Source organism: Bacillota bacterium, assembly GCA_033549065.1.
GTDB lineage: Bacteria > Bacillota > Dethiobacteria > DTU022 > DTU022 > JAWSUE01.
Genome location: JAWSUE010000003.1, coordinates 121,842 through 142,227, shown reverse-complemented (window position 1 = coordinate 142,227; position 20,386 = coordinate 121,842). Strand labels below are relative to the sequence as shown.

At 43.9% G+C, this 20,386-nt stretch carries 22 protein-coding genes, 1 pseudogene and 1 riboswitch; of the genes and pseudogenes, 6 read left to right on the top strand and 17 right to left on the bottom strand.

Annotated features, from left to right (window positions below; all coding sequences use genetic code 11):
* The first annotated feature begins 81 nt into the window (after positions 1-81).
* From SCJ97_02990 to SCJ97_02975, 4 genes and pseudogenes are all read left to right on the top strand, one after another.
* Positions 82-2,022 (top strand): heavy metal translocating P-type ATPase, encoded by a 1,941-nt coding sequence (locus SCJ97_02990; protein ID MDW7739011.1) that lies wholly within the window; start codon positions 82-84, stop codon positions 2,020-2,022.
* A 47-nt stretch (positions 2,023-2,069) separates the two neighbouring features.
* Positions 2,070-2,471, top strand: a complete 402-nt coding sequence (locus SCJ97_02985; protein MDW7739010.1) for a hypothetical protein — start codon at positions 2,070-2,072, stop codon at positions 2,469-2,471.
* On the top strand, positions 2,465-2,878 hold the full coding sequence (rsgA, locus tag SCJ97_02980; protein MDW7739009.1) for a GTPase RsgA: 414 nt from the start codon (positions 2,465-2,467) through the stop codon (positions 2,876-2,878). Before SCJ97_02985 ends, rsgA begins: the two co-directional genes overlap by 7 nt.
* Before the next feature lie 120 nt (positions 2,879-2,998).
* Positions 2,999-4,435: pseudogene (locus tag SCJ97_02975) on the top strand (trimethylamine methyltransferase family protein).
* Positions 4,436-4,513: 78 nt separating this feature from the next.
* Here SCJ97_02975 and SCJ97_02970 read toward each other — a convergent pair.
* The 17 genes from SCJ97_02970 to SCJ97_02890 form a co-directional block, all read right to left on the bottom strand.
* The gene (locus SCJ97_02970) at positions 4,514-5,176 is read right to left on the bottom strand and encodes a nitroreductase (protein MDW7739008.1); all 663 of its coding nucleotides are present in this window, start codon (positions 5,174-5,176) and stop codon (positions 4,514-4,516) included.
* Positions 5,177-5,446: 270 nt separating this feature from the next.
* Entirely contained in the window at positions 5,447-6,937 is a 1,491-nt protein-coding gene (locus SCJ97_02965) for an NAD(P)/FAD-dependent oxidoreductase (protein ID MDW7739007.1), read from the bottom strand.
* Entirely contained in the window at positions 6,934-7,512 is a 579-nt protein-coding gene (locus tag SCJ97_02960) for a TetR family transcriptional regulator (GenBank protein ID MDW7739006.1), read from the bottom strand. The genes SCJ97_02965 and SCJ97_02960 overlap by 4 nt, the downstream gene beginning before the upstream one ends.
* 161 nt (positions 7,513-7,673) lie before the next feature.
* The gene (locus tag SCJ97_02955; protein ID MDW7739005.1) at positions 7,674-8,249 is read right to left on the bottom strand and encodes a C-GCAxxG-C-C family protein; all 576 of its coding nucleotides are present in this window, start codon (positions 8,247-8,249) and stop codon (positions 7,674-7,676) included.
* 107 nt (positions 8,250-8,356) lie between these two features.
* Positions 8,357-8,917, bottom strand: a complete 561-nt coding sequence (locus tag SCJ97_02950) for a lipopolysaccharide assembly protein LapA domain-containing protein (protein ID MDW7739004.1) — start codon at positions 8,915-8,917, stop codon at positions 8,357-8,359.
* Between the two features lie 49 nt (positions 8,918-8,966).
* Positions 8,967-9,734, bottom strand: coding sequence for an alpha/beta hydrolase (locus SCJ97_02945; GenBank protein MDW7739003.1), 768 nt, complete (start codon positions 9,732-9,734; stop codon positions 8,967-8,969).
* Between the two features lie 55 nt (positions 9,735-9,789).
* Complete coding sequence (locus tag SCJ97_02940; GenBank protein ID MDW7739002.1) at positions 9,790-10,200, bottom strand: molybdenum cofactor biosynthesis protein MoaE; 411 nt, start codon at positions 10,198-10,200, stop codon at positions 9,790-9,792.
* A 6-nt stretch (positions 10,201-10,206) separates the two neighbouring features.
* Positions 10,207-10,986, bottom strand: a complete 780-nt coding sequence (locus SCJ97_02935) for an enoyl-ACP reductase (GenBank protein MDW7739001.1) — start codon at positions 10,984-10,986, stop codon at positions 10,207-10,209.
* A gap of 257 nt (positions 10,987-11,243) precedes the next feature.
* Positions 11,244-12,497 (bottom strand): FtsX-like permease family protein, encoded by a 1,254-nt coding sequence (locus tag SCJ97_02930; GenBank protein ID MDW7739000.1) that lies wholly within the window; start codon positions 12,495-12,497, stop codon positions 11,244-11,246.
* Complete coding sequence (locus tag SCJ97_02925; GenBank protein MDW7738999.1) at positions 12,494-13,207, bottom strand: ABC transporter ATP-binding protein; 714 nt, start codon at positions 13,205-13,207, stop codon at positions 12,494-12,496. Before SCJ97_02925 ends, SCJ97_02930 begins: the two co-directional genes overlap by 4 nt.
* Positions 13,208-13,241: 34 nt before the next feature.
* Positions 13,242-14,441: an FtsX-like permease family protein gene (locus SCJ97_02920; GenBank protein ID MDW7738998.1), complete on the bottom strand. Its 1,200-nt coding sequence runs from the start codon at positions 14,439-14,441 to the stop codon at positions 13,242-13,244.
* A 21-nt stretch (positions 14,442-14,462) separates the two neighbouring features.
* The gene (locus tag SCJ97_02915; GenBank protein ID MDW7738997.1) at positions 14,463-14,822 is read right to left on the bottom strand and encodes a hypothetical protein; all 360 of its coding nucleotides are present in this window, start codon (positions 14,820-14,822) and stop codon (positions 14,463-14,465) included.
* A 23-nt stretch (positions 14,823-14,845) separates the two neighbouring features.
* Positions 14,846-15,445 carry a Fe-S-containing protein gene (locus tag SCJ97_02910; protein ID MDW7738996.1) on the bottom strand — a complete coding sequence of 200 codons (600 nt, stop codon included), beginning with the start codon at positions 15,443-15,445 and terminating at the stop codon, positions 14,846-14,848.
* A gap of 66 nt (positions 15,446-15,511) precedes the next feature.
* Complete coding sequence (locus tag SCJ97_02905) at positions 15,512-16,486, bottom strand: M56 family metallopeptidase (GenBank protein MDW7738995.1); 975 nt, start codon at positions 16,484-16,486, stop codon at positions 15,512-15,514.
* Complete coding sequence (locus SCJ97_02900; GenBank protein MDW7738994.1) at positions 16,467-16,910, bottom strand: BlaI/MecI/CopY family transcriptional regulator; 444 nt, start codon at positions 16,908-16,910, stop codon at positions 16,467-16,469. The genes SCJ97_02905 and SCJ97_02900 overlap by 20 nt, the downstream gene beginning before the upstream one ends.
* A gap of 142 nt (positions 16,911-17,052) precedes the next feature.
* Positions 17,053-17,352, bottom strand: a complete 300-nt coding sequence (locus SCJ97_02895) for a hypothetical protein (GenBank protein MDW7738993.1) — start codon at positions 17,350-17,352, stop codon at positions 17,053-17,055.
* 84 nt (positions 17,353-17,436) lie between these two features.
* Positions 17,437-18,138, bottom strand: a complete 702-nt coding sequence (locus SCJ97_02890) for a phenylalanine--tRNA ligase beta subunit-related protein (GenBank protein MDW7738992.1) — start codon at positions 18,136-18,138, stop codon at positions 17,437-17,439.
* Between the two features lie 214 nt (positions 18,139-18,352).
* Between SCJ97_02890 and SCJ97_02885 the strand changes: the two genes are divergently transcribed.
* Both SCJ97_02885 and SCJ97_02880 read left to right on the top strand, forming a co-directional pair.
* Positions 18,353-19,207 (top strand): NmrA family NAD(P)-binding protein, encoded by an 855-nt coding sequence (locus tag SCJ97_02885; protein MDW7738991.1) that lies wholly within the window; start codon positions 18,353-18,355, stop codon positions 19,205-19,207.
* 77 nt (positions 19,208-19,284) lie between these two features.
* Entirely contained in the window at positions 19,285-20,139 is an 855-nt protein-coding gene (locus SCJ97_02880; GenBank protein MDW7738990.1) for a class II fructose-1,6-bisphosphate aldolase, read from the top strand.
* 122 nt (positions 20,140-20,261) lie between these two features.
* Positions 20,262-20,363: riboswitch (glycine riboswitch) on the top strand.
* The last annotated feature ends 23 nt before the right edge of the window (positions 20,364-20,386 follow it).

The window sequence follows — 20,386 nt, the reverse complement described above, 5'->3', positions numbered from 1 at the left end:
CACGATCAGCACGATCAGCACGATCAGTCTGGGCATAATGGTCATGAGGGTCATGATAGTCATGCAGGGCATGATCCCAATATGTTTCGAAGAAAATTCTGGTTATCACTTATCCTGACTGTTCCGGTTGTTTTCTGGTCGGGCCATATTCAAATGCTCCTGGGTTACCAGGCTCCAGTATTCCCCGGTTCAAACTGGATTCCGGCAGTGATCGGCACTGTAGTTTTTCTTTATGGCGGCCTGGTTTTTATTCAGGGAGCCTGGAGAGAGCTGAAAGTTATGCTGCCCGGAATGATGACCCTAATTTCCCTGGCAATTATGGTAGCCTTTATTTTTTCCTGGGTTGTCGAGCTGGGATTACTTCAGGCAGAATCACTATGGTGGGAACTGGCCACACTGATTACAATCATGCTTCTGGGTCATTGGATTGAAATGCGTTCAATTGACCAGGCCCAGGGAGCATTGAAAGAACTGGCAAAACTTCTTCCCGATACCGCCACCAGGTTGTCTGAAAGTGGGGAAGAGCAGGTTGCTGTAAATGAATTAAGGGTGGGAGATATTGTGCTTGTCCGTCCCGGAGAAAGCATCCCCGCCGATGGCAAGCTGCTTAAAGGAAAAAGCGATGTTAATGAATCGATGATTACCGGGGAATCGCGACCAGTGAAAAAAAACGAAGGCGATGAGGTGATTGCCGGGACAATCAATGGAGAAGGTTCACTGCATGTAGAGATTACCGGAACAGGAGATCAAACAAAATTATTCGGTATTATGAGGCTGGTTGCCGATGCGCAGCAGTCCAAATCAAGGGCACAGCATTTGGCGGACAGGGCGGCGCAGCTATTGACCGGGGTGGCCATCGGTGCCGGTATAATCACCTTAATTGCCTGGCAATTTGCCGGTGCAGAGATTGATTTTACGATCATCAGGGTTGTAACCGTTCTTGTAATAGCCTGCCCGCATGCGTTGGGACTCGCTGTTCCGCTTGTTGTGGCGATATCAACTACTATGGGAGCTCTAAACGGCTTACTGGTGCGGGACAGGCGAGGTCTTGAGGAAGCGCGTAATCTGGATACAGTGATTTTTGACAAGACGGGCACTTTAACTCTCGGGGAATTCAGGGTTGTTGATATGGCAACTATAGAAGGAGTTTCGGAGCAGGACGCACTCACGATTGCTGCCGGCGTTGAGAGAGAATCAGAACACCCTATCGCCCGCGGGATCGTTAAAACAGCAGAAGATAGAGGCATTGATATTCCTTCAGCTGAGGATTTTAAAGCGATACCCGGTAAAGGAGTATCGGCCAGAATAAAGAAAAATAATTACCTGGCAGGTGGTCCGGCTTTGATCGAGACCGAAGGTCTGAAAATGCCCCCGGAGATGGTTGAAGCATCAAACGCAGCTGCTGAACGAGGGCAGGCTGCGATCTACCTGATCCGGGACGGTGAAATAATTGCCGTGTTTGCTGTTGCCGACGCGATTCGAGAAGAGAGCAGGGAGGCTGTGTCTGCTCTTCATAACAGGGGTATAAAGGTAGCCATGCTGACAGGTGATGCTCAGGCCGTAGCCGATGCAGTTGCAAAAGAACTCGGCATCGATACTGTTTTTGCTGAAGTACTGCCGCAAGATAAAGCCTCGAAGGTTCGGGAACTGCAGGATGGTGGAAACAAGGTAGCCATGGTGGGTGATGGTGTAAATGATGCCCCGGCGTTAGCCACTGCCGATATTGGCATTGCTATCGGCGCCGGTACTGATGTGGCAGTTGAAGCAGGGCATATAGTTTTAGTCAGGTCAGATCCCCGTGATATACCGAGAATAGTAACGCTTTCCCGGGCTACTTACAGAAAGATGCTGCAAAATCTCTGGTGGGCTGCCGGTTATAATATTATTGCCATTCCTCTTGCTGCCGGTATCCTGGCAGCATGGGGTATTCTACTCGAGCCGGCGATGGGTGCACTTTTGATGTCAGCCAGCACGGTGATCGTGGCAATCAATGCCCAGTTGCTAAGAAGGGTTAAGCTCTAAACTTCACAAAATAGTAAAAGATAACTGAATATGAAGGATGTAACTTAATGAACAATAAATTGATTGAACTTGGATTTTCTGAAAGAGCTATCCAGGAAGCTTCCTCCTATGACCAGTTATTCCCGGGGAGGGTGATTACCCACTACCAGGGATTATACAAGGTGGCGACAACTTCAGGAGAAATTTTTGCGGAAGTAAGTGGAAGGATCAAATTCAATGCTGCAGGAAGTGCAGATTATCCGGTAACAGGTGACTTTGTCATGGTTGACCACGATAACAGCAGCACTGGAAATGCCATAATCCACCACATCCTGAACAGAAAGAGCATCTTTGAACGGAAAGCAGCGGGAACTGCTCAGGATACCCAGGTTGTGGCAGTCAATATAGACTTTATTTTCATCTGCATGGCATTGAATAGTGATTTTAACCTGCGCCGCCTTGAATGTTAGAAATCAGGAAAGATGGAAAAGGCAAACACACCACATCACGAAGAGAACTTTTTTTTATTCCGTCCGGCGGTGCTGTCATTGATACTCCGGGAAAGCGAGAACTGGGAGTAGAGACTGCAGATATTGGGAAGACGTTTGCAGATATTGAAGGGCTCTCAGCCGGGTGTCGGTTCAATGACTGTTCACATACGGTAGAACCCGGCTGCGCGGTAAAAAAAGCAGTTGAGAACGGGGAAATTACTGCAAAACGTCTCGAAAATTACCTTAAATTGAAAAAGGAAGCCCGCTATGACGGGCTCGATTCGAAGCAGATTGAAAAGGCAAAGATCGATGAAATGTTTTCCGGTTTCGGGGGCATAAAAAACGCCCGAGATTTTGTCAAAAATAAAAATAAAAGACCCAGATAATTTTGACCGGCATTTCATAACTGTGGTATTATTGCTCTGGCAAAAATAAAGATTGCTGTTTTATAAGACAGTTTAAGGAGGTTATATACAGTGAGACGCAGTAAAGCTGCGGGTGAAAGTATGTATGAAGGCTTTGGCATCAGCTGCCTTTCCGATGCGGCGATTGATCGTATCCATGATGCCACACTGGAAGTTCTGAAATTTACCGGAATAAAAGTTTACAGTGATGAAGCTTTGGAAATTTATTACAGCGGTGGGTGTACCGTAGATCAAGCAACAAGCACAGTATATTTTCCAGCTTATGTTGTCGAAGATTGCATCCGTTCCGCGCCACCAAGTTTTATAATGGCCGCTCGTAACCCTGAGCATGATTTTGTGATGGGCGGAAAACGTGTCGGGTTTTGCAACTTCAGCTGCGGGGTTCAGGTTGCCGATCTTGAAGACGGAAGCATAAGAGAGTCGACCAAGAAAGATACTGAGGATATATCTAAACTGGTTGACTATCTTGACCAGTATGATATCCTTGACTGCCCGGTAGTGCCCCGTGATGTCAAACAGAGCGTTTTCCCACTGCATAATTTCGAAGCCATGATTTCCAACACCTCAAAACACTGTAGTACGGCACCTTTCAACTTCCGGCTGGCCGAGTTGATCATCGATATGGCTTCAGCAGTAGTTGGCGGGAAGGATAAACTGAGGCAAAGGCCGATTATCTCTGCAGATGTATGTCCGCAGAGTCCTTTATCCCTTGCCCGGGAAACCTGCGAAACGATAATTTCATATGCCAGAAATGAAATACCGGTCAATGTTCTGTCTATGGCTTTGGCTGGCGGGACGAGCCCTGTAACCTTGGCCGGCACCCTGGTAACCCATAATGCAGAGGTTCTGGCCGGAATATGTCTCAGCCAGTTGACCAAAAAGGGAACCCCGAATATCTATGGCAGTTCAACCACCATGATGGAAATGCGCCGGGGCACTGCTACGGTAGGTTGTCCGGAAATGGCCATGATAGGAGCCTGTGTAGCTGCCATGGCAAAGAAATACCGGATACCCAGCTTCCTGGCCGGATCATAGACAGACAGTAAGCTGGGCGATCTTCAGGCCGGTCAGGAAAGGACTCTGACACTCATGACCGCAGCGTTGGCAGGTGCCAACATGATTTACGGTCTTGGTATGGTAGAGCTTGGAATGACCATGGATTTAGGCCTTTTGGTTGCCGATAATGAATTTGTGCGAATGATCAAACGGATGCTCGACGGGGTGCCGGTAAATGATGAAACCCTGGCTGTGGATATAATCAGGGAAGTAGGCATCGGTGGTGAATTTGTAACTCATCAGCATACCTATGATAACTTTAAGATGCACCAATCACAGAGTAAATTGATTGACCGCAATACACGGGGAATCTGGAAAGATTCCGGCGGAAAAGACATGCACACCCGCTGTAATGAATTTGCCAAAGAGGTCCTGGCAACACATCAGCCGGAACCCCTGCCCGCTGGTGCAGCGCAAACATTTAAAGATATAATTACCGATGCAGAAAAGGAATTTGCCTAAAATTAGCTGTATCTCTTATGGTGAAACATAAAAGGAGGCCATCCCGGCCTCCTTTTACGGTGGAATAAGATTTATTCTTTATTCAAACCATTGGAAAAAGTCTTCAGGCTTTTTCTTCAGGCTTCTGTAAAGGTTCAACTTCCCTTCTGGATCCGGATATCCGAAAGATATGCAGACTACCATTTTCATCTTTTCATTGATGCCAAGATACCTTTTTATTTCTTTTGCATATTCAGTTACCGAAGCCTGGATACAACATCCGAGACCATAACCGTGAGCAGCGAGAACGAAATTCTGGGTAAATAATCCCATATCAAAAAGGGACCATTCACCAAGTGAATCGTCCATAAGGAGGAAAGCAGCGCACGGCGCTCCGTAAAACTGAAAGTTCTGAAGTCTAAGTTCTTCTCTGCCTTCCCTGTCGTCTCTTTCTATTCCAAGAGTGTTCAACCTTCGGGCTCCGTGTTCCATACTCCGTTCCTTTAATTCAGGCGGCCAGCTGGTTGGCAAAGGTATGTCGGGGTTAATTGGATTATGTGCTTCAGCCAGTCTGTATAGTTTGTTAACAATTTCATCTTTTTTATTGCCGCTGACAACGGTTATCTCCCATGGTTGGGTGCTCAGGTACGATGAACAGTTTCCGGCAGTTTCAACTATTTTTGCAACAACCTCCCCTGGAACAGGATCCGGTTTAAAGGCACGAATACTTCGGCGTGTTTTCATTCCTTCCAGAAGTTCCAATTTCAAAACCTCCCTCACTTGGGTTAACTAAAATTATAACAATATTAGTCTATAACGGTCAATTAAAGGGGAAGGGAGACAGGGTGATTGAACCAAGCTGAGCTCTATCAATAATTCTGTCTCCCTGCATTGGATTAATATTTATATAGCAAATCCGGAAATCAATAAAGCTAATATTGTGCATAATACTAATAACCTGAAAATCTTTAACATAATAAACACTCCTGTTTTTTATTAAGCTGAAGGAAATAGTTAAAATAAATTTTTCCTTCAGGAATTGATAAACTGTTGTTTTTCCTTTTTGCAGATACGCATAATTGTATCTTTTCCGGTAATCACAGCATTGGGAAGTCCTCCCGGAGGTTGCAGCCACTGTCCGCTGAGGAATATATTATCAAGCCCTTTTATATATCCCGGATGTTCCATCATTTTTCCGCGTACAGTCGGCATAAAGCCCATAAATGCCCCGCGGTAAGCATTGCAGTAACGTTCGTAGGTTTTTGGCGTGGCTACATCTATAACCTTAAGCTTTCCCTTCATTTCCGGGAATCTTTGTTCGGTTGCTTTGAGTACATCTTTTCCAATCCGTTCTTTTTCCGTTCGGTAAGTTCCGTTGTCTTTCTTGAGCTTGTTCCAGAACTCATAATCATCATGGTATTGATTAATGGCAAAAGTTAAAATGCTATGACCTTTTGGTGAAAAGTCGGGTTCATAACCGAAGTTGGTCATCTGCAGACGTTTAACTGTATCAGTTCCAATATTGAATGGATCAACCTGGAAAGAGAGAGTTCTAGGCAAATCTTCCACAAGTCCTTCATAGCCTAAAGCGACAAGAACCTGCGATGCAAGTGGATAGTCTTCTGGATTATTGAAACGATTTTCATATGCCGGATCGTTGTATTTGTTCTTTAACAGACGTTCAAAAAGCACTTTCGCATCACAAGCTGCGACGACATAATCTGCTTCGAATGATTCACCGTTACTGCAGATCACATGTTTAACCTGCTTGTTGTCTATTTCAAGTTCAACTGCTTCTCTGGGTGATTTGATCACACCACCCAAGTTCTTGTATCTTTCAACCATACGCAAAGCAAATGCTTTTGAACCGCCCCGGGGTACAGAAGCCTGCCCCCTGGTAAAATTGGCCAGAGCGAAAAATATAGAAAAGACACTGTAATTTTCAGGAACAAAGTTGGCCAGGGTTTCTCTCAATGCAGGATGTTTGAACCTATGGGCATATTCTTTCAAGCTCACCCGACCATACTTTTGGATAACTGCTCCTGCTTCTTTCATCGAGAGCATCAGGCGAATTTTTTCAAGCGGGTTCATCAGGTCCATCGGCTTTTTAGTCGGAACCTCAAATGAATGCAGCCTTTTTATAGTTTTATAAAAATCTTCAATTGTTTCTTTGTCATCAGGTGAAATTTGCAGCCAACTTGATTTAAGACGTTCCAGGTCCCGGTATAGATGAACAGTTTCACCTTCGAATTCGAAGCTTAGAAAAGTTTCGGGGTTATATATTTCGACTCCATCCAGTGCGCCGACTGTTTTCCATAATTCATTCAGTCCGGTACCTTCTTCAGTACCGACCAGCCAGTGTATGCAGCCGTCTATATGATAACCCAGGCGGTCCCAACCGGTACATTCCCCGCCAAGTACAGGATTTTTCTCCAGAATGATGCTTTCAAAACCGTTTTTCTGGGCGAATATACCGGCACTCAATCCGGCAACTCCTCCCCCAATAATAACTATCTTTTTCATTGTTCATTCTCCTTTCGGTTAATTTTAATAATATTCAGGAGTTCTTCTCCTGTTTCCATCAGCAGATCTTCTGCGCTTTTTTGATCAAGCCATGAAGGCATATTACCGTTGGCAATCATGACAGAGAGACCGGTTTGGAAAATCTGCATCTTTAGAAATAGCTTTCTCCTTTCCTCAAGAGACAGGTCACGCATATCTTCATCTTCACCCAGAGCTTCTACCATGGCCTCCTGAACTGTTTCGTAAGCCGGCATGTAAGGATTTGGTTTCATAACCAGTTCCCGGAACAGTACCGGGTACTTGCGGGCGAAAACAATGCTGGCCTTGCCTACTTTTTCAAATAGGCTTGCCCCATTTTGCTCTGCTATCAGCTTTTCGGGAATAGTTAAAACTTTTTCTACTACAGCAGCATTTAAATCATCTATTGTTTTAAAATTTACATAGATAGGTGCAACAGAAGAGTTGAGACGTTCGGCGACGCTGCGGGCTGTAATCTTATTGAATCCCTCCTTTATGGCAATTTCAAAAGCAGCGTTGATGATCTCTTCCCGTGAGAATCTTGTTTTCGGTGGCAAATGAATCACTCCAATATAACAGATGTTAGATAACTTAAGTTATATAATAAAGCATAATATAAAACCTGTCAAGAGGTTTTATAAAATTTTTTCATAATGTCAGGGGGACGGGGTTGTTGACAACATTCTTCTTATTTCCTCAGGTGAGTTTAACGATTATTTTAGCCATTCTTTATTTTGTGATCTGAATATTTTTGTTCATCGTCTTTAAGTTTTTCATTTACCTTTGTTTCCTTTTCCTTTTCATCTTCTTCACCATATCCGGCCTTCTCTTCTTCAGGCATATTAGCGATCAATTCATCTGCTTCAAGCAGTAACCTGGCAACAATTTTTGCTCCGTTTCTATAAACATACCCGCAATGTTGTTCTTCACCGCTGAGATAATAGGCAAAAGGAAGTAATACTCGGCAGTAATAACTACCTAATTCCTCTTTATAACGATCATGAAGTAAACGGGCAAGATAGCTGTAATCGGAAACATCCTGTTCAGGATCCGTACGGCCGTAAAGGTATGAAATGAGCATCAGGCCGGCTTCGACAGCTCCACACCGTTCACCGTATCCGCCTCCTCCTCCACGGAAAACACTGGATACACGCAGCAGATCTTCGGGCAGCTTGATATCAAGGACATCAGCTACTGCCCTGATAGTTGATTCAGAGCAGTGAAACCCTTTATCCCTATACTCATTACATAATTCCCCGGCTTTTTCGATGATCTTTTCTTTTTCTTTGTCCATAATATTTAGATACTCCTCTCGAACATAAAGGAATGATAATTTAGTTTATATACAAAAAAAGGGCACTACTAGTTTTGTACTAGATATAAACAAAAGATGGGGGAGTGCTATTTTTTCAGAAAGTCGAAGAAGCCTTTTTTCTTCGGTGTATCATCTGTCTGTACTGTTTCAGATTGTTGTTGATTATCCTGCTGTTTTTTTAGCTCTTCTTCAAGCTTACTTTTCTCCAATTCAAGCTCTGCTTTTTCCTTGGCTTCAGCATCTTCACGCTCTTTTTGCTGGCGGGTTAGCTCTTCTTCAAGTTTTTTCTTCGCTGTTTCCAGTTCAACTCGGGATTTCTCTGCTGCAAGCTCACGCTCTTTATGCAGCTTGTTCAGCTCATCTTCCATTGTTCTTTTTTCACTTTCCAAGGTTTTTACCCGGGTTTGAAGTTCACGCTTCAGACTGCGTGCTCCTTCAGCTTTGATATAGTTTTGAATGCTGCGGTAAACCATAAAGAAAATCATAACCAGGACACCAGCCAGAGCGGATCCGATGATCAGCATTGAAAGGGTTAATGTAATCTGGCCCAGGAGATAGTTAATGGTAACAGCTTCGGTATTCAGCAGCGCCACAGTGACTATCACAATGGCTGCCAAAACCATCAGGATAATAAATAGTGTTCTCATAATATTTCTCCTCCAATATTGAACAAGACTTAAAATAATTATACCTGATTTAAGCGGGAAGGTTATCGAGCCAACTGAAGAAAGTTTTCCAAACCTGTTCTTTATATCCGGAAAAGCGATGATCTGCCCCTTCGATCCATACCAGTTTTTTAGGTTCTGCGGCAGCATCATAAATTAGTTCTGCATCCTTCGGTGGCACCGATTCATCATTTGTACCGTGCACTAATAGAAAGCTGCGTGGGGCAACTTCAGCGGCGTATTTAAGCATATCGTGGTTTCTGAGATCCAGGAAAAATCTGCGTTTCAATTCCAGACAGCCTTCCTCACTTTCCAGTTTAATCACTTCATCTGCCGGTCCTTCCAGTTTTCCTCCGATAAGTGGGAGAAAGAGTCGTTCCAGCCGTGCCACTGCTGCCCAGGTGCAAACTGCGGTAATATCTTTATCGAGAGCAGAGTAGCTCAAAACGGTGCTGCCGCCGAAGCTTCTGCCGCTAAGTATGATCCGATTAAAATCTTCCTGTTTAGCCCATGTGACTATTGCTTCAAGATCCTCAACCTGGTTGCTTAAAGTGCGTTCCTTGTTTACACCTTCGCTTTCGCCGCTGCCGGCAAAATCGAACAAAAGGGTGCTGTAACCTCGATTATAGAGTTGTTCACCTATCTCAACTGCCTGGCCCTGGCCTTCTTTCGAACCGGTAAAACCATGGCAGACAATAATCAATGTGCTATCCGGAGTATTGCTTTTTCTGAGCATAGCGGCCAGCTTTTGATCACGCCTGTTTTTTACCCTGAAGCTCTGCCAGTTTTCAGTTGCCATTTTAACGACCTTCTCTCCCATAAACATTAAACATTTTCTGTCTGAACATCAGCAACTATGCTCTCAGTTCGATTTCCGTAACACATTCAGTTTTAATTTTTTCAACAAGGAACTGAAGAGCTGCGACTACATTAGGTCTGATATCGCCACCGATAAGGGCATACATAATGTCATCTCCTACCTTAAGCTGGCCTTCATTGAGCCACACCTTAACATAAAAAACGCCATTTAGTTTATAGGTATCTGTAATAATCTCTTCAACCTTTTCTGCATCAAAGCTAAATTCCATTCCCTTTACCACTGAACCATTATCAAGCCCCTGGCGAACCTTTGCTTTAGGTGTTTGACGTACAACACCATTATGAATTAAAAACATCCCTATCTTCGAAGCAACAGGTTCTGCTTTTGCTTCACTAAGCCATTTATCAATCGAAGGTTTTGTATTACTTAATTTTTTCATAACCATAGTTTGTTAAGCTCCCATAATGTGATAACCACCATCTGTGTAGATCACAGACCCGGTAACTGAACGGGATAAATCTGTTGCCAGAAAAAGCGCCGTACCCGCTACATCAGCAGCCGTAGCCAGACGGCGCAGGGGGGTCTTGTTTTCTACTCCATCTAACAGTCGATTAAAATCCCTTACACCCTTCGCTGAAATTGTCCGAATTGGACCTGCGGAAATGGCATTGACCCTTATATTCTGTGGTCCAAGATCGGATGCCAGGTAGCGCACACTAGCTTCAAGCGAAGCTTTGGCAACACCCATTACATTGTAGTTGGTCACCACTCTCTGTGAACCCTGGAAAGTAAGGGTGATGATACTGCCTCCTTCGCTCATTAATGGGTATAAGCGCTGAGATGCTGCGACCAGCGAATATGCGCTGATATTGTGGGCCAGGAGAAAACCCTCACGGGAAGTGTCGACATAAAGCCCATCCAATTCCTGTTTTTTGGCATAGGCCAGGCTGTGTACGACAACATGCAGGGCACTCCATTTTTCTTTCAACTTTTCGGCCAGGGTATCCAATTCAGAATCCTCAGCCACATTACATGGGATAAGCATTGCTCCGGGCATTTCTTTTTTCACCAGTCGTTCAACCTTATCTTTATACCGTTCATCTTGATAGGTAAAAGCAAGATTAGCACCGGAACTATTGAAGGCCCGGGCGATTGCCCAGGCTATGCTGCGCTTGTTAGCCACGCCCATAATTACAATATTTTTCCCCTTAAGGGAAACATTTTCTGTCAATTTATCATCACCTTCTCCGATTTATATTGAATTATTAAGCTGGTTTACATTTTACCACGAGATGGCGTGGAAGTTAAAACTTACTCTGAAAATATTCGAGATAAAACCAAGCTCAGTGCCTAAAGCAACAAGAACTGTGAAGCAAGTAGATAGTCTTTTGGAGTATTAAAACGTTATTCATAAGCCGGCACTCAATCCGGCAACTCCTTCTCCAAAAGAGGCATTCACATTTAACTGAATTTCATAAGTCGAAGCTTCTAGATAAAACGAAGCGCTTCAGAAGGATCCAAATTTGCAGCTGCATATGCCGGGTAGAGACTGGCAATCGCCCCGGCGAGAGCTGTAAATATTACAGCCGGAAGAAAAATTAATATTTGCCAAGTCGTATCCAGCACTGTGCCGGCAATTAGGGGGCCGGCCAGGTTAGCAGTGAAAAGACCCAAGTGATATCCAATAATGCCACCTATAATACTGATTAAGATTCCTTCAGTTATGATTATTTTAAAAATATGTTTGCTTCGAAAGCCTATTGCTCTGAAGATGCCAATCTCCCTGGTTCTTTCCCTGACAGCGGCAGAGAGAGTCATTACAACCACGAGCAAGCCGGTAATAAAAACGATGATCCCGGTCAGGATGCCGAAACGTGAGATACTGGCCAGAAGTTCATTCCTACCCATAACAGCCTGCCGAACACCGGTCACGCTGGCATGAGGAAGAACCGTCTGCAGTTGACCGATCAATATTTCTTCATCAACAAGTTCAGTATCTGAAGATATTTCGATCAGGGTTAATTCGCCCGGTTTCTGCAGAATTCTTTGCGCTTCCGACAGATTCATAAAGATTTGGTTATCTTCTGACGACCCGCTTTCAACGAGAACAGCGATTACTTCGTAACTATTTCCTTCAATCTCCAGAATATCACTTAAAGTAAGTTCCAGCTGCCTGGCAATGTTTGAGCCGAGTACTAACTGGTTGTTTTCAAGATCCTCCACGCTGGCGAGACGTTCAAGATTCAGGCGTTGAAAGTCCATGGTCATATCTTCATTTTCTGGCAGATCGCCATTTTCTTCAGTAGTACCTTCATGATTATCATCAAATTGCAGCCATGGCTTAACAATAAGTTCTGCTGACAGGTTGGTTCCGGCTATAACAATCTTGCTCTCGCCAACTGATGCCGTACCAACAAGCCTCGGTGCGATTGTTAGAATAGATTGGTTATCCTGGATTGACTTTATAGATGCCAGATCTTCTTCAGTCAGTGATGCTGCATCGAAGACAAGTTCCGGGATCGTAATCCCGCCGTATTGAAAGGTCAGTTCTCCCCGGTCAGCAGTGATTACAATATTGGCACCCATATCAGTTAACTGTTGTTTTATATCAGATTCCATGGCGGTGACAATGCTATAGACAGATACAACTGTTGCAGAACCTATAATTAATCCCAGCAGCATGAACATCACTTTACTTTTACGCCTGTATATATTTCGAAGAGCTATTTGATAGAGGTTCATGGTACACTCACCACTTTGGATGAAGAAAAAATATTATCATCGATTAGCCGTCCATCCTGCATGGTCAAAGTTCGCTGCATATAATCTGTGTTTTCCGGGTTATGCGTTACCATCAGTATGGTAAGACCTGAAGCATTTAAACTGCTGAACAGCTCCATTATTTCTGTAGCGGTTTTTGTATCCAGGCTTCCGGTTGGTTCATCGGCGAGTATCAGTGGCGGCTCATTGACTATTGCTCTGGCAATAGCTACCCTTTCCTGTTCTCCACCTGAGAGTTGGTTCGGCAAACGGTCAAATTTTGAATCCATACTCACTTTCTCCAGGGACTGCATGGCCATATCATGCTTTTGTTGTTTTGAATAACCGGTAGTGGTTAGCGGTAGCAGAACATTTTCAAAGGCAGTTAGGTAAGGAATCAACTGAAATTGTTGAAAAACAAAACCGAGGTATTCGCGACGGAAATCGGCACGTCTTTCCTGTGAGAGGGCATACAGATCAATATCATCGATTAAGATCTTACCGGATGATGGTGGGTTCAGTCCGCCAATTATGCTTAGAAGGGTGCTTTTCCCTGAACCGGAAGGACCCATCACTGCAACAGCCTCACCTTTTTGAATCTCCAGGGAAACGCCCTGCAGTGCGGGAACAGCATTGCTGCCGCTGATATAATTTTTTGTTAAGCTCTCTATGATGATCAATGTATTTTTCATCACTTTCCTCCTCATTTAGTAGGATCCCTGCTGCCTAAATAAATCGCAGTGATTCAACGGGATCTAATCTGGCTGCTTTAAGAGCCGGATAAGCAGATGCTGAAATGGCAACAGCAACAGATATTAAAACTGCAGGTAGTAACAGGTCAGGCTGCCAGGAATTGAGAGTTATTCCCAGAGTAAGATAGGGCCCGATTACTTTTGCAATGGTGCTTCCGACTAAATATCCCAGAAGTCCTCCGGCTAAACCGATCAAGCCTGCTTCAAAGAAAAATATTCGAATTATATGACTGCCCCTGAATCCGATAGCCCTGAAGATGCCAATTTCCCTGGTTCTTTCGTGTACTGAAGACATCATCGTTGTTAATACCATCAGGGCGGCGATAAACAAGATGATTCCGGATAAAATAAATGAGAATGTGGAGAAACGGTCAATGGTTTCTTCTCTCAGAAGGGCAGCCTGGCGGAGTGCAGTGACTCGCCCGTTAGGCAGTATATCACTTAGCTGAGCTGCGATTTCCTCAATTGGACATGAATTGCAGTAAGCCGAGATCTCGATCATCGAAATTTCTCCCGGACGGTTCAGGATATTTTGTAGCGTGGCCAGATTTCCATAGATCAGTCCATCTTCTACTGAACCGAGAGGGTTGATTATTCCGGTTACATAAAAGGATACTCCGTTAATTTCGATTTCATCTCCACTTTGCAGGTCAAGTGCCCGGGAAGCTTCATAACCGAGAATCAAACCATTATCTGGAAGTTCAATCAATGCAAGATCAACCGGTTTCTGGTTTGAAGTCAAACCTGCCTGGTCCTGAAGTGTGAACCAGGGTTTCATGATAAACTCTTTTTCGGGTTTTATACCGACGAAGAGAGCTTCTGTTTCTCCAATATTTACAGCTGTAATCATTTTGGGTGAAACGATATTGATACTGTCGTAATCTGGTATTTCGGATATACGATTCAGATCATCTTCAACCAGACGCTGATAATCAAGCGATACCTCTGAAATCTCTGCCCCTCCGTAGTTGATTTCCATCCCTTCCGAACGGGGAACAATAACAATATTTGCCCCGAATTCATCGATTTGATCTCCCAGGGACCAGCGCATTGACTCTACAATCATGAACAGGGCAATAGCTGTTGCTGTCCCGATTACCAGCCCGCATAAGATCATTAGCACTTTAACTTTTCGACGTTTGAAGTTGTTGAACGCAATGTTGTAGAGATTCATGGTTTTCTCCCCGTTCGCTAATTATTGACCGATCTCATAGAAACTGCCGCCTGAATAGCCGTAACGTATAACAGCTTCTCCATCTTTATAGATGGTTATTTCCTGGTGACACCCAAAATCATCAACTACTGCTTCCAAATTATTCGTGTTTTCTACATTGGACCGATAATAATCCATGCCGGCCAGAGCGAGTTGATCATTTGAATTGGCTGCTGTACCGAAACTGCAACAGCTACCTCCCGAGGGTATCCAGCCGCTCTGCTGAGGGGATACAGTTTCAGATGGCCGCGCTGATAGCCTTGAATTTACGATGGAGAAGACCAGCAGAACTGCTACGATAATCAGAAAAATACTGACAAGTTTCCCAAAATTTTTATTCATTATAAATTCTCCTTTTTGTTGGTTTAATATGCCCGGATTTCCCAGTTCATGATATCTGAGAGTGCGATTTTCACCAATCCGTTATCTACTTCGGGTTTCATATATACCGGTGGGTATTGTCCGCAGGCCTGCGAGCCTGACAGGAATTCATGATTTTCTATGGTATAAGTCGTACGGCAGGTATCACAGACCAGAGTTTCTCCGGCTAATGAAAAATAGCGTCCCTGGCAGGGTTCACACATACTGCTTCCGGTAAAAACACGGCCTGAAGGAGTGATATAGGCCATCAGGGGAACCATAAATCCTTCATCATTTTCAACTTCGAAAAAAACAATATCCTTTTCTTCAAGCTCTTCAAGGGTGATAGTTGCCCAGGCGTCGTCAATCAGAGGTTCAACTCTGGTCATCGTGACGACTCTGCCGATATAGGATCGGGTTGGAGCCGAAGGTTCGCCGAAAAATGATCCTGAGGTTTCCGATTCCTGGTTGCTCATAAGGCTTACAATCGAAAAAATTCCGATGCCCAGTATGGCAACTACAATTAATATAAGGGGTAACTTGCTTTTTGGTGATCCAGTAAACTGGTCTTTCTTGGATTTTAGTTGTTTGTTTTTCTCATTCATATTTCTAAAGTGGCCTCCTTTTAGTCTACTACTGTGTGTAGTATTTGATTCCAAAAAAATTTTTAATCAACAAACCAGACCCAGAGCTAGCAGGGTTGTGGAAAATATAATTATGCCGAGAAGTGGAGTAACCAGTCCAGGCATTTTTCTTTCGGTTCCAGTATTGAGTAACATTTTTTCTATGCGGTTTTCCATGCTGCCACGTCCGCCGAAAGCGCTGACCAGACCCAGCTTTGTTGATTGCTGATCCATAAGTGATCTCCATATTTTTAAGAGAACCGCTGCAAAGTCCCTATGATTAACCTTGATCAGGTTGGCTGCTTTCTCATCACAAAGCAGTTCCTTTTCAGCAAGATATTTATTGAGCAGCATATTGCTTATCGGGTTAAAAAATGTAATATCCCTGACCAGGTGCAAAAACCAGCTCTTCAAGGTATCGCGTTGGCTGATATGAATCAGTTCGTGGCTGATCACTACTGCCAGTTCCTGTTCATTCAGCTTCCCCGGGAGCTTCTTATTAATAACCAAAACTGGTTTCAGCAAACCGGTTGTAAAAGCAGCGAATCCTTCTTTACTACTGAAAACTACCCGGGGCGGTTTAATACCGAGGGATGAACTCTGGATCTGGATCATCTTTGTTATGCTGTTCCTTGAGTTATCATCAACCTGTGGATTTTCACTCTCAAGCCTCCTCAGCATAAGTGCAGCTGTTCCTGCCTTAAGGGTGCCGACCAGAAGTAAAATACCTCCAAGGGGTAAGATGGCGCTTAGCATTCCGGTTGAGATGGTGCAGAGAAAATGGAATGCACCATCTGTAGTGAATATAGGAAGCCCTGCCTGGCAGCGTTTAATAAGGACTGTGTGGTAGATGATGAATGCTGCAGGAGGAGTGAGAAATGCCAAAAGGTACAGGCGTAAGCGCTGCAGGGGATCTTCGATTTTGAAAACTTTCAGAACACCCATTAATAAAGGGAAGATCAGCGTATACCCGAAAAGAACATAAATTATGTGTGTATGCAGTTCACTTAGTGGTATGTTCATTATCCTGCTCCTTGGACTTGGCAAGAGCCTGTTCCAGTTTTTCAAGAACAGCCCTGTCTTTTTCTTCTACCCGTCGTATAAAGTGACTTAAAGCAGCATCGCTGAAATCAGTGAGAAGGTCATCGATCATACCTCCGACAATCTGCCCGGTAAATTCATCACGACTTAAAGATGGCTGAAAGAAAAAAGCATTTCCTACCTTGGTTTTGGTCAGCAGCTTTTTATCAGCCAGTCGACCCATGATTGTCATGATCGTAGTATAGGCCAGATCTTTCTCGGGATTTAAAGCTTCAAGCACATCGCGGACGCATACAGCGCAGTCTTTTTGCCAGATGATCTCCATAACCTCGGATTCGAGACTGCCAAGGACTTTTTCCAAACCCTGCTTGCCCGGACGGTAACCGCTTAAGAAATGACCTTTCATTTTAACCCCCAGTAATTCAATAGTATTTGTATCATACTATACCTTTCTACTACATGCAATAGTATTTAAAATTATTTTTTCACAGTTATTCTCTACCTTTTTATTAAATAATAGGGATATATTGGGGGAAACGGTGATGGATTTATAACTTAGCGGCAACGAAAGTTAGTTTTTGTTCATTGCCATTCACCTGATCGAAGGTATAAGTGGGATGTAGACAGAGTAATGTAAATCCAGATTTCTCAAGCAACCCTGTGATAAGATCGGGTTCATAATCTTTCTCCCGGTGTTTTTCCTGGAATTTTTTGAAGAGACCACAATCATTTTTCTGAAAGAGAGTCAGCACGACAGACCATAATTCATTATTACGATCGTAACTTGTTTCCCAGATCATGGTAAATTCATCATAATCAGCCCAGCCAGCATAATCAACGCCGCACATAATTTGATCATAGATTTCGGCCAAGCCTCGGTATTATTGATTATTATTGTCCAATTCTGTTCTCTCCAATATCATATCTCCGATTTACAGTTCGATGTTACTACAATTTTTATCGACCAAGAAAGTTTTAATGTTAGCGTTAAAAAAATCTTCTAATACTTTGGCGAGTTCGTCCCGTGCGGAAATTACAGACTCCAGGTTGTAGTTTGCAAAACCGTCAATAGGCAGGAAGATGTCCCTGCTGCTTTCGGTGACCTTGCCCTGATCACTCTGTCTCCAGATCCACTTTCTCGTTTTAATCATATTACCACTGGCATAAACAATTTCCCCGTCATCCGGTTTTTCTGCATCTTTCTGGCCGAAGGGTATGAACAGGTCATCAGGCCTGCTGATACGGACTTCAATATCTCCCGAAGCAGCGCCGAGATCATGAGCGCCCATAGGAAGGATATATTTAAGCGAGAAAGCGTTGACCAGGTTAACAACAGGGTTAATATCCGGGAGGCTTCCACCCTTGGCAATTCTTGTTATTAGCGCTTCTACGGAGCATGGAAAACGATTAGGGTTTATTCCCAGCATTTGAAATGCATCACGGTAGGGAGTTATTGCTGGATGTTCCTTCGGCTTGGATGATTGAAATTTTTTCCGTACTTCTTCTATGGCCTGTTCAAGCAATGATTTTATCTCAGATACACTCCCCTGGTTATTCACTTTTCTGGCGACAACTACTCCAAAACAGGCATGGGGCAGTTTCGCAAAAAAGTGTTCATCAACTATAAAACGCATTATTATACCTCCGGCAGGAAAAGATTGTAATCATTAAAAAATATTTTATCACAAATAATGTTAATAATTTTCAGGTTTTCCATGCAACAGGCATAGTTTTATACTTTGAATTTATATTTAGAATATCGGTCAGGCAGGATTTAGGAATGTGTTCGGTTAAATTAAAAGTAAAAGTAAATAAAAATTATTAATGTGATGGTTTGAGGTGATAAGAATGATCCTGATTACCGGTGCGGCCGGTAAAACCGGACGGGCGATTTTAAAATCATTGTTAGATAAAAAAGCTGATGTCAGGGTTTTGGTCCGCCGTCGGGAACAGGCTGAAGAACTAAGTAAGGCCGGGGCGGCTGATGCTGTTATCGGCGATATGACTGATCCTGCTGTTTACAGTCGATCCCTGGCAGACGTTGATGCTGTTTATCACATATGCCCAAATATGCATCCTGAAGAAACTGAGATCGGCCGGAAGGCAATAATCGCTGCGCTTGAAAATAAAATTGAACACTTTGTATATCATTCTGTACTGCACCCGCACACCGGAAAAATGCCTCACCACTGGCAGAAGTTGAAGGTTGAGGAGATGCTCTTTGAATCTGGTTTAAACTTCACTATTCTTCAGCCAGCCCCGTATATGCAAAATATCCTGGCTTTTAATAACGATATCATGGATAAAGGAGAATATCCTCTTCCTTACCCGGCGCAGACCCGGCTAAGCATGCTTGACCTGGCTGATCTGGGGGAAGTGGCGGCTAAAGTTTTTACCGAACCGGGACATGTAGGTTCAATCTATGAAATTGTCGGAACGAAAGGAATTAGCCAGCTTGAGGTGGCTGCTCAGATAAGCGAGGGAATTGGAAAGATTATTAGTGTCCGGGAAGTTTCTCTTGGTGACTGGCGTAATGAGGTAGAAAAAGCAGGTATGGAATCCTATGCCGTTGAAACGCTGCAAAAAATGTTTATCTACTATGGCCAATTTGGATTATGGGGTAATCCAGGAGTGTTAACGCACCTGTTAGAGCGGCAACCGGGTACGATTGCAGATTTTGCAAGAAGGGAACTGGCCATGTAGTTCCAAAAGGGAAGAGAATATGTAAAATAGACGATTATTATTTATAAAAAATAATCCGGATGGAGGCAGAAGAAACAATGTCATTAATTCCGTTAGCCGATTTACTTAAGAAAGCTGACCAGGGAGGATATGCCCTGGGTGCATTTAACTGCAACAATATGGAGATTGTCCAGAGCATAGTTCTCGCTGCAGAAGCCGAGCACTCTCCGGTGATTATTCAGGCCAGCCAGGGAGCAATCAAGTATGCCGGTCTCGGCTATATTATTTCCTTGGCCAGGCAGGCTTCAGAGACAGTATCTGTACCGGTAGTTCTGCATCTTGATCATGGAACAAGCTTTGATCAGGTTATGGAGTGCATCCGATTTGGTTTTACCTCTGTTATGTATGATGGTTCACATCACCCCCTGGAAGAAAATATTGCCCAGACCCGCAAAGTAGTGGAAATTGCCCGTATTTTCGGGGTATCGGTTGAGGCCGAACTCGGAAGAATAGGTGGGACTGAAGATGAAATCAGTGTAAGTGATAAGGAAGCATTTTTTACTGATCCTGCCGAGGCAGAGCAATTTGTCAGGGAAACCGGGGTTGATGCTTTGGCTGTATCTGTCGGTACTGCCCACGGGCAGTACAAAGGAGAGCCTAAACTGGACTTCGACCGGTTGGCTGAAATCAGCCGCAGGGTATCCTGCCCCCTCGTCCTGCACGGCTCATCGGGAGTTCCCGATGAAAGTATAAGCAAGGCAATTGAACGGGGAGTACGCAAAATTAATATAGATACCAATATCCGTGAAGCTTTTGTCGGTGCAATGCGTAAAGTTCTGGATAATAACCCCGGTGAAATAGATCCCCGTAAAGTTTTAGGCCCGGCCCGGGATGCCGGAGTGGAAATTATCCGCGAAAAAATCCGCCTTTTCGGCTCCTCCGGAAAAGCCTGATCAAAATAAGTGTACGATCCAAAGCCTGTCCACTTTTCGTACACTTATTGCACTTTTTTTATAAAAAAGAAGGAATTTTGAAAAAAGTGCCGAAAAAATATGTGAAAATATTATCAAAGCAAATGAACCCGTTGGGAGAGTTTCGGATAACGAACGCCGAAGGAGCAACCTTCTAGCTGGCGCTTAGAAGGGAAACTCTCAGGCTGCAGTACCATCGGGAGATGCACCTCTGGAGAGCATCCGCAGT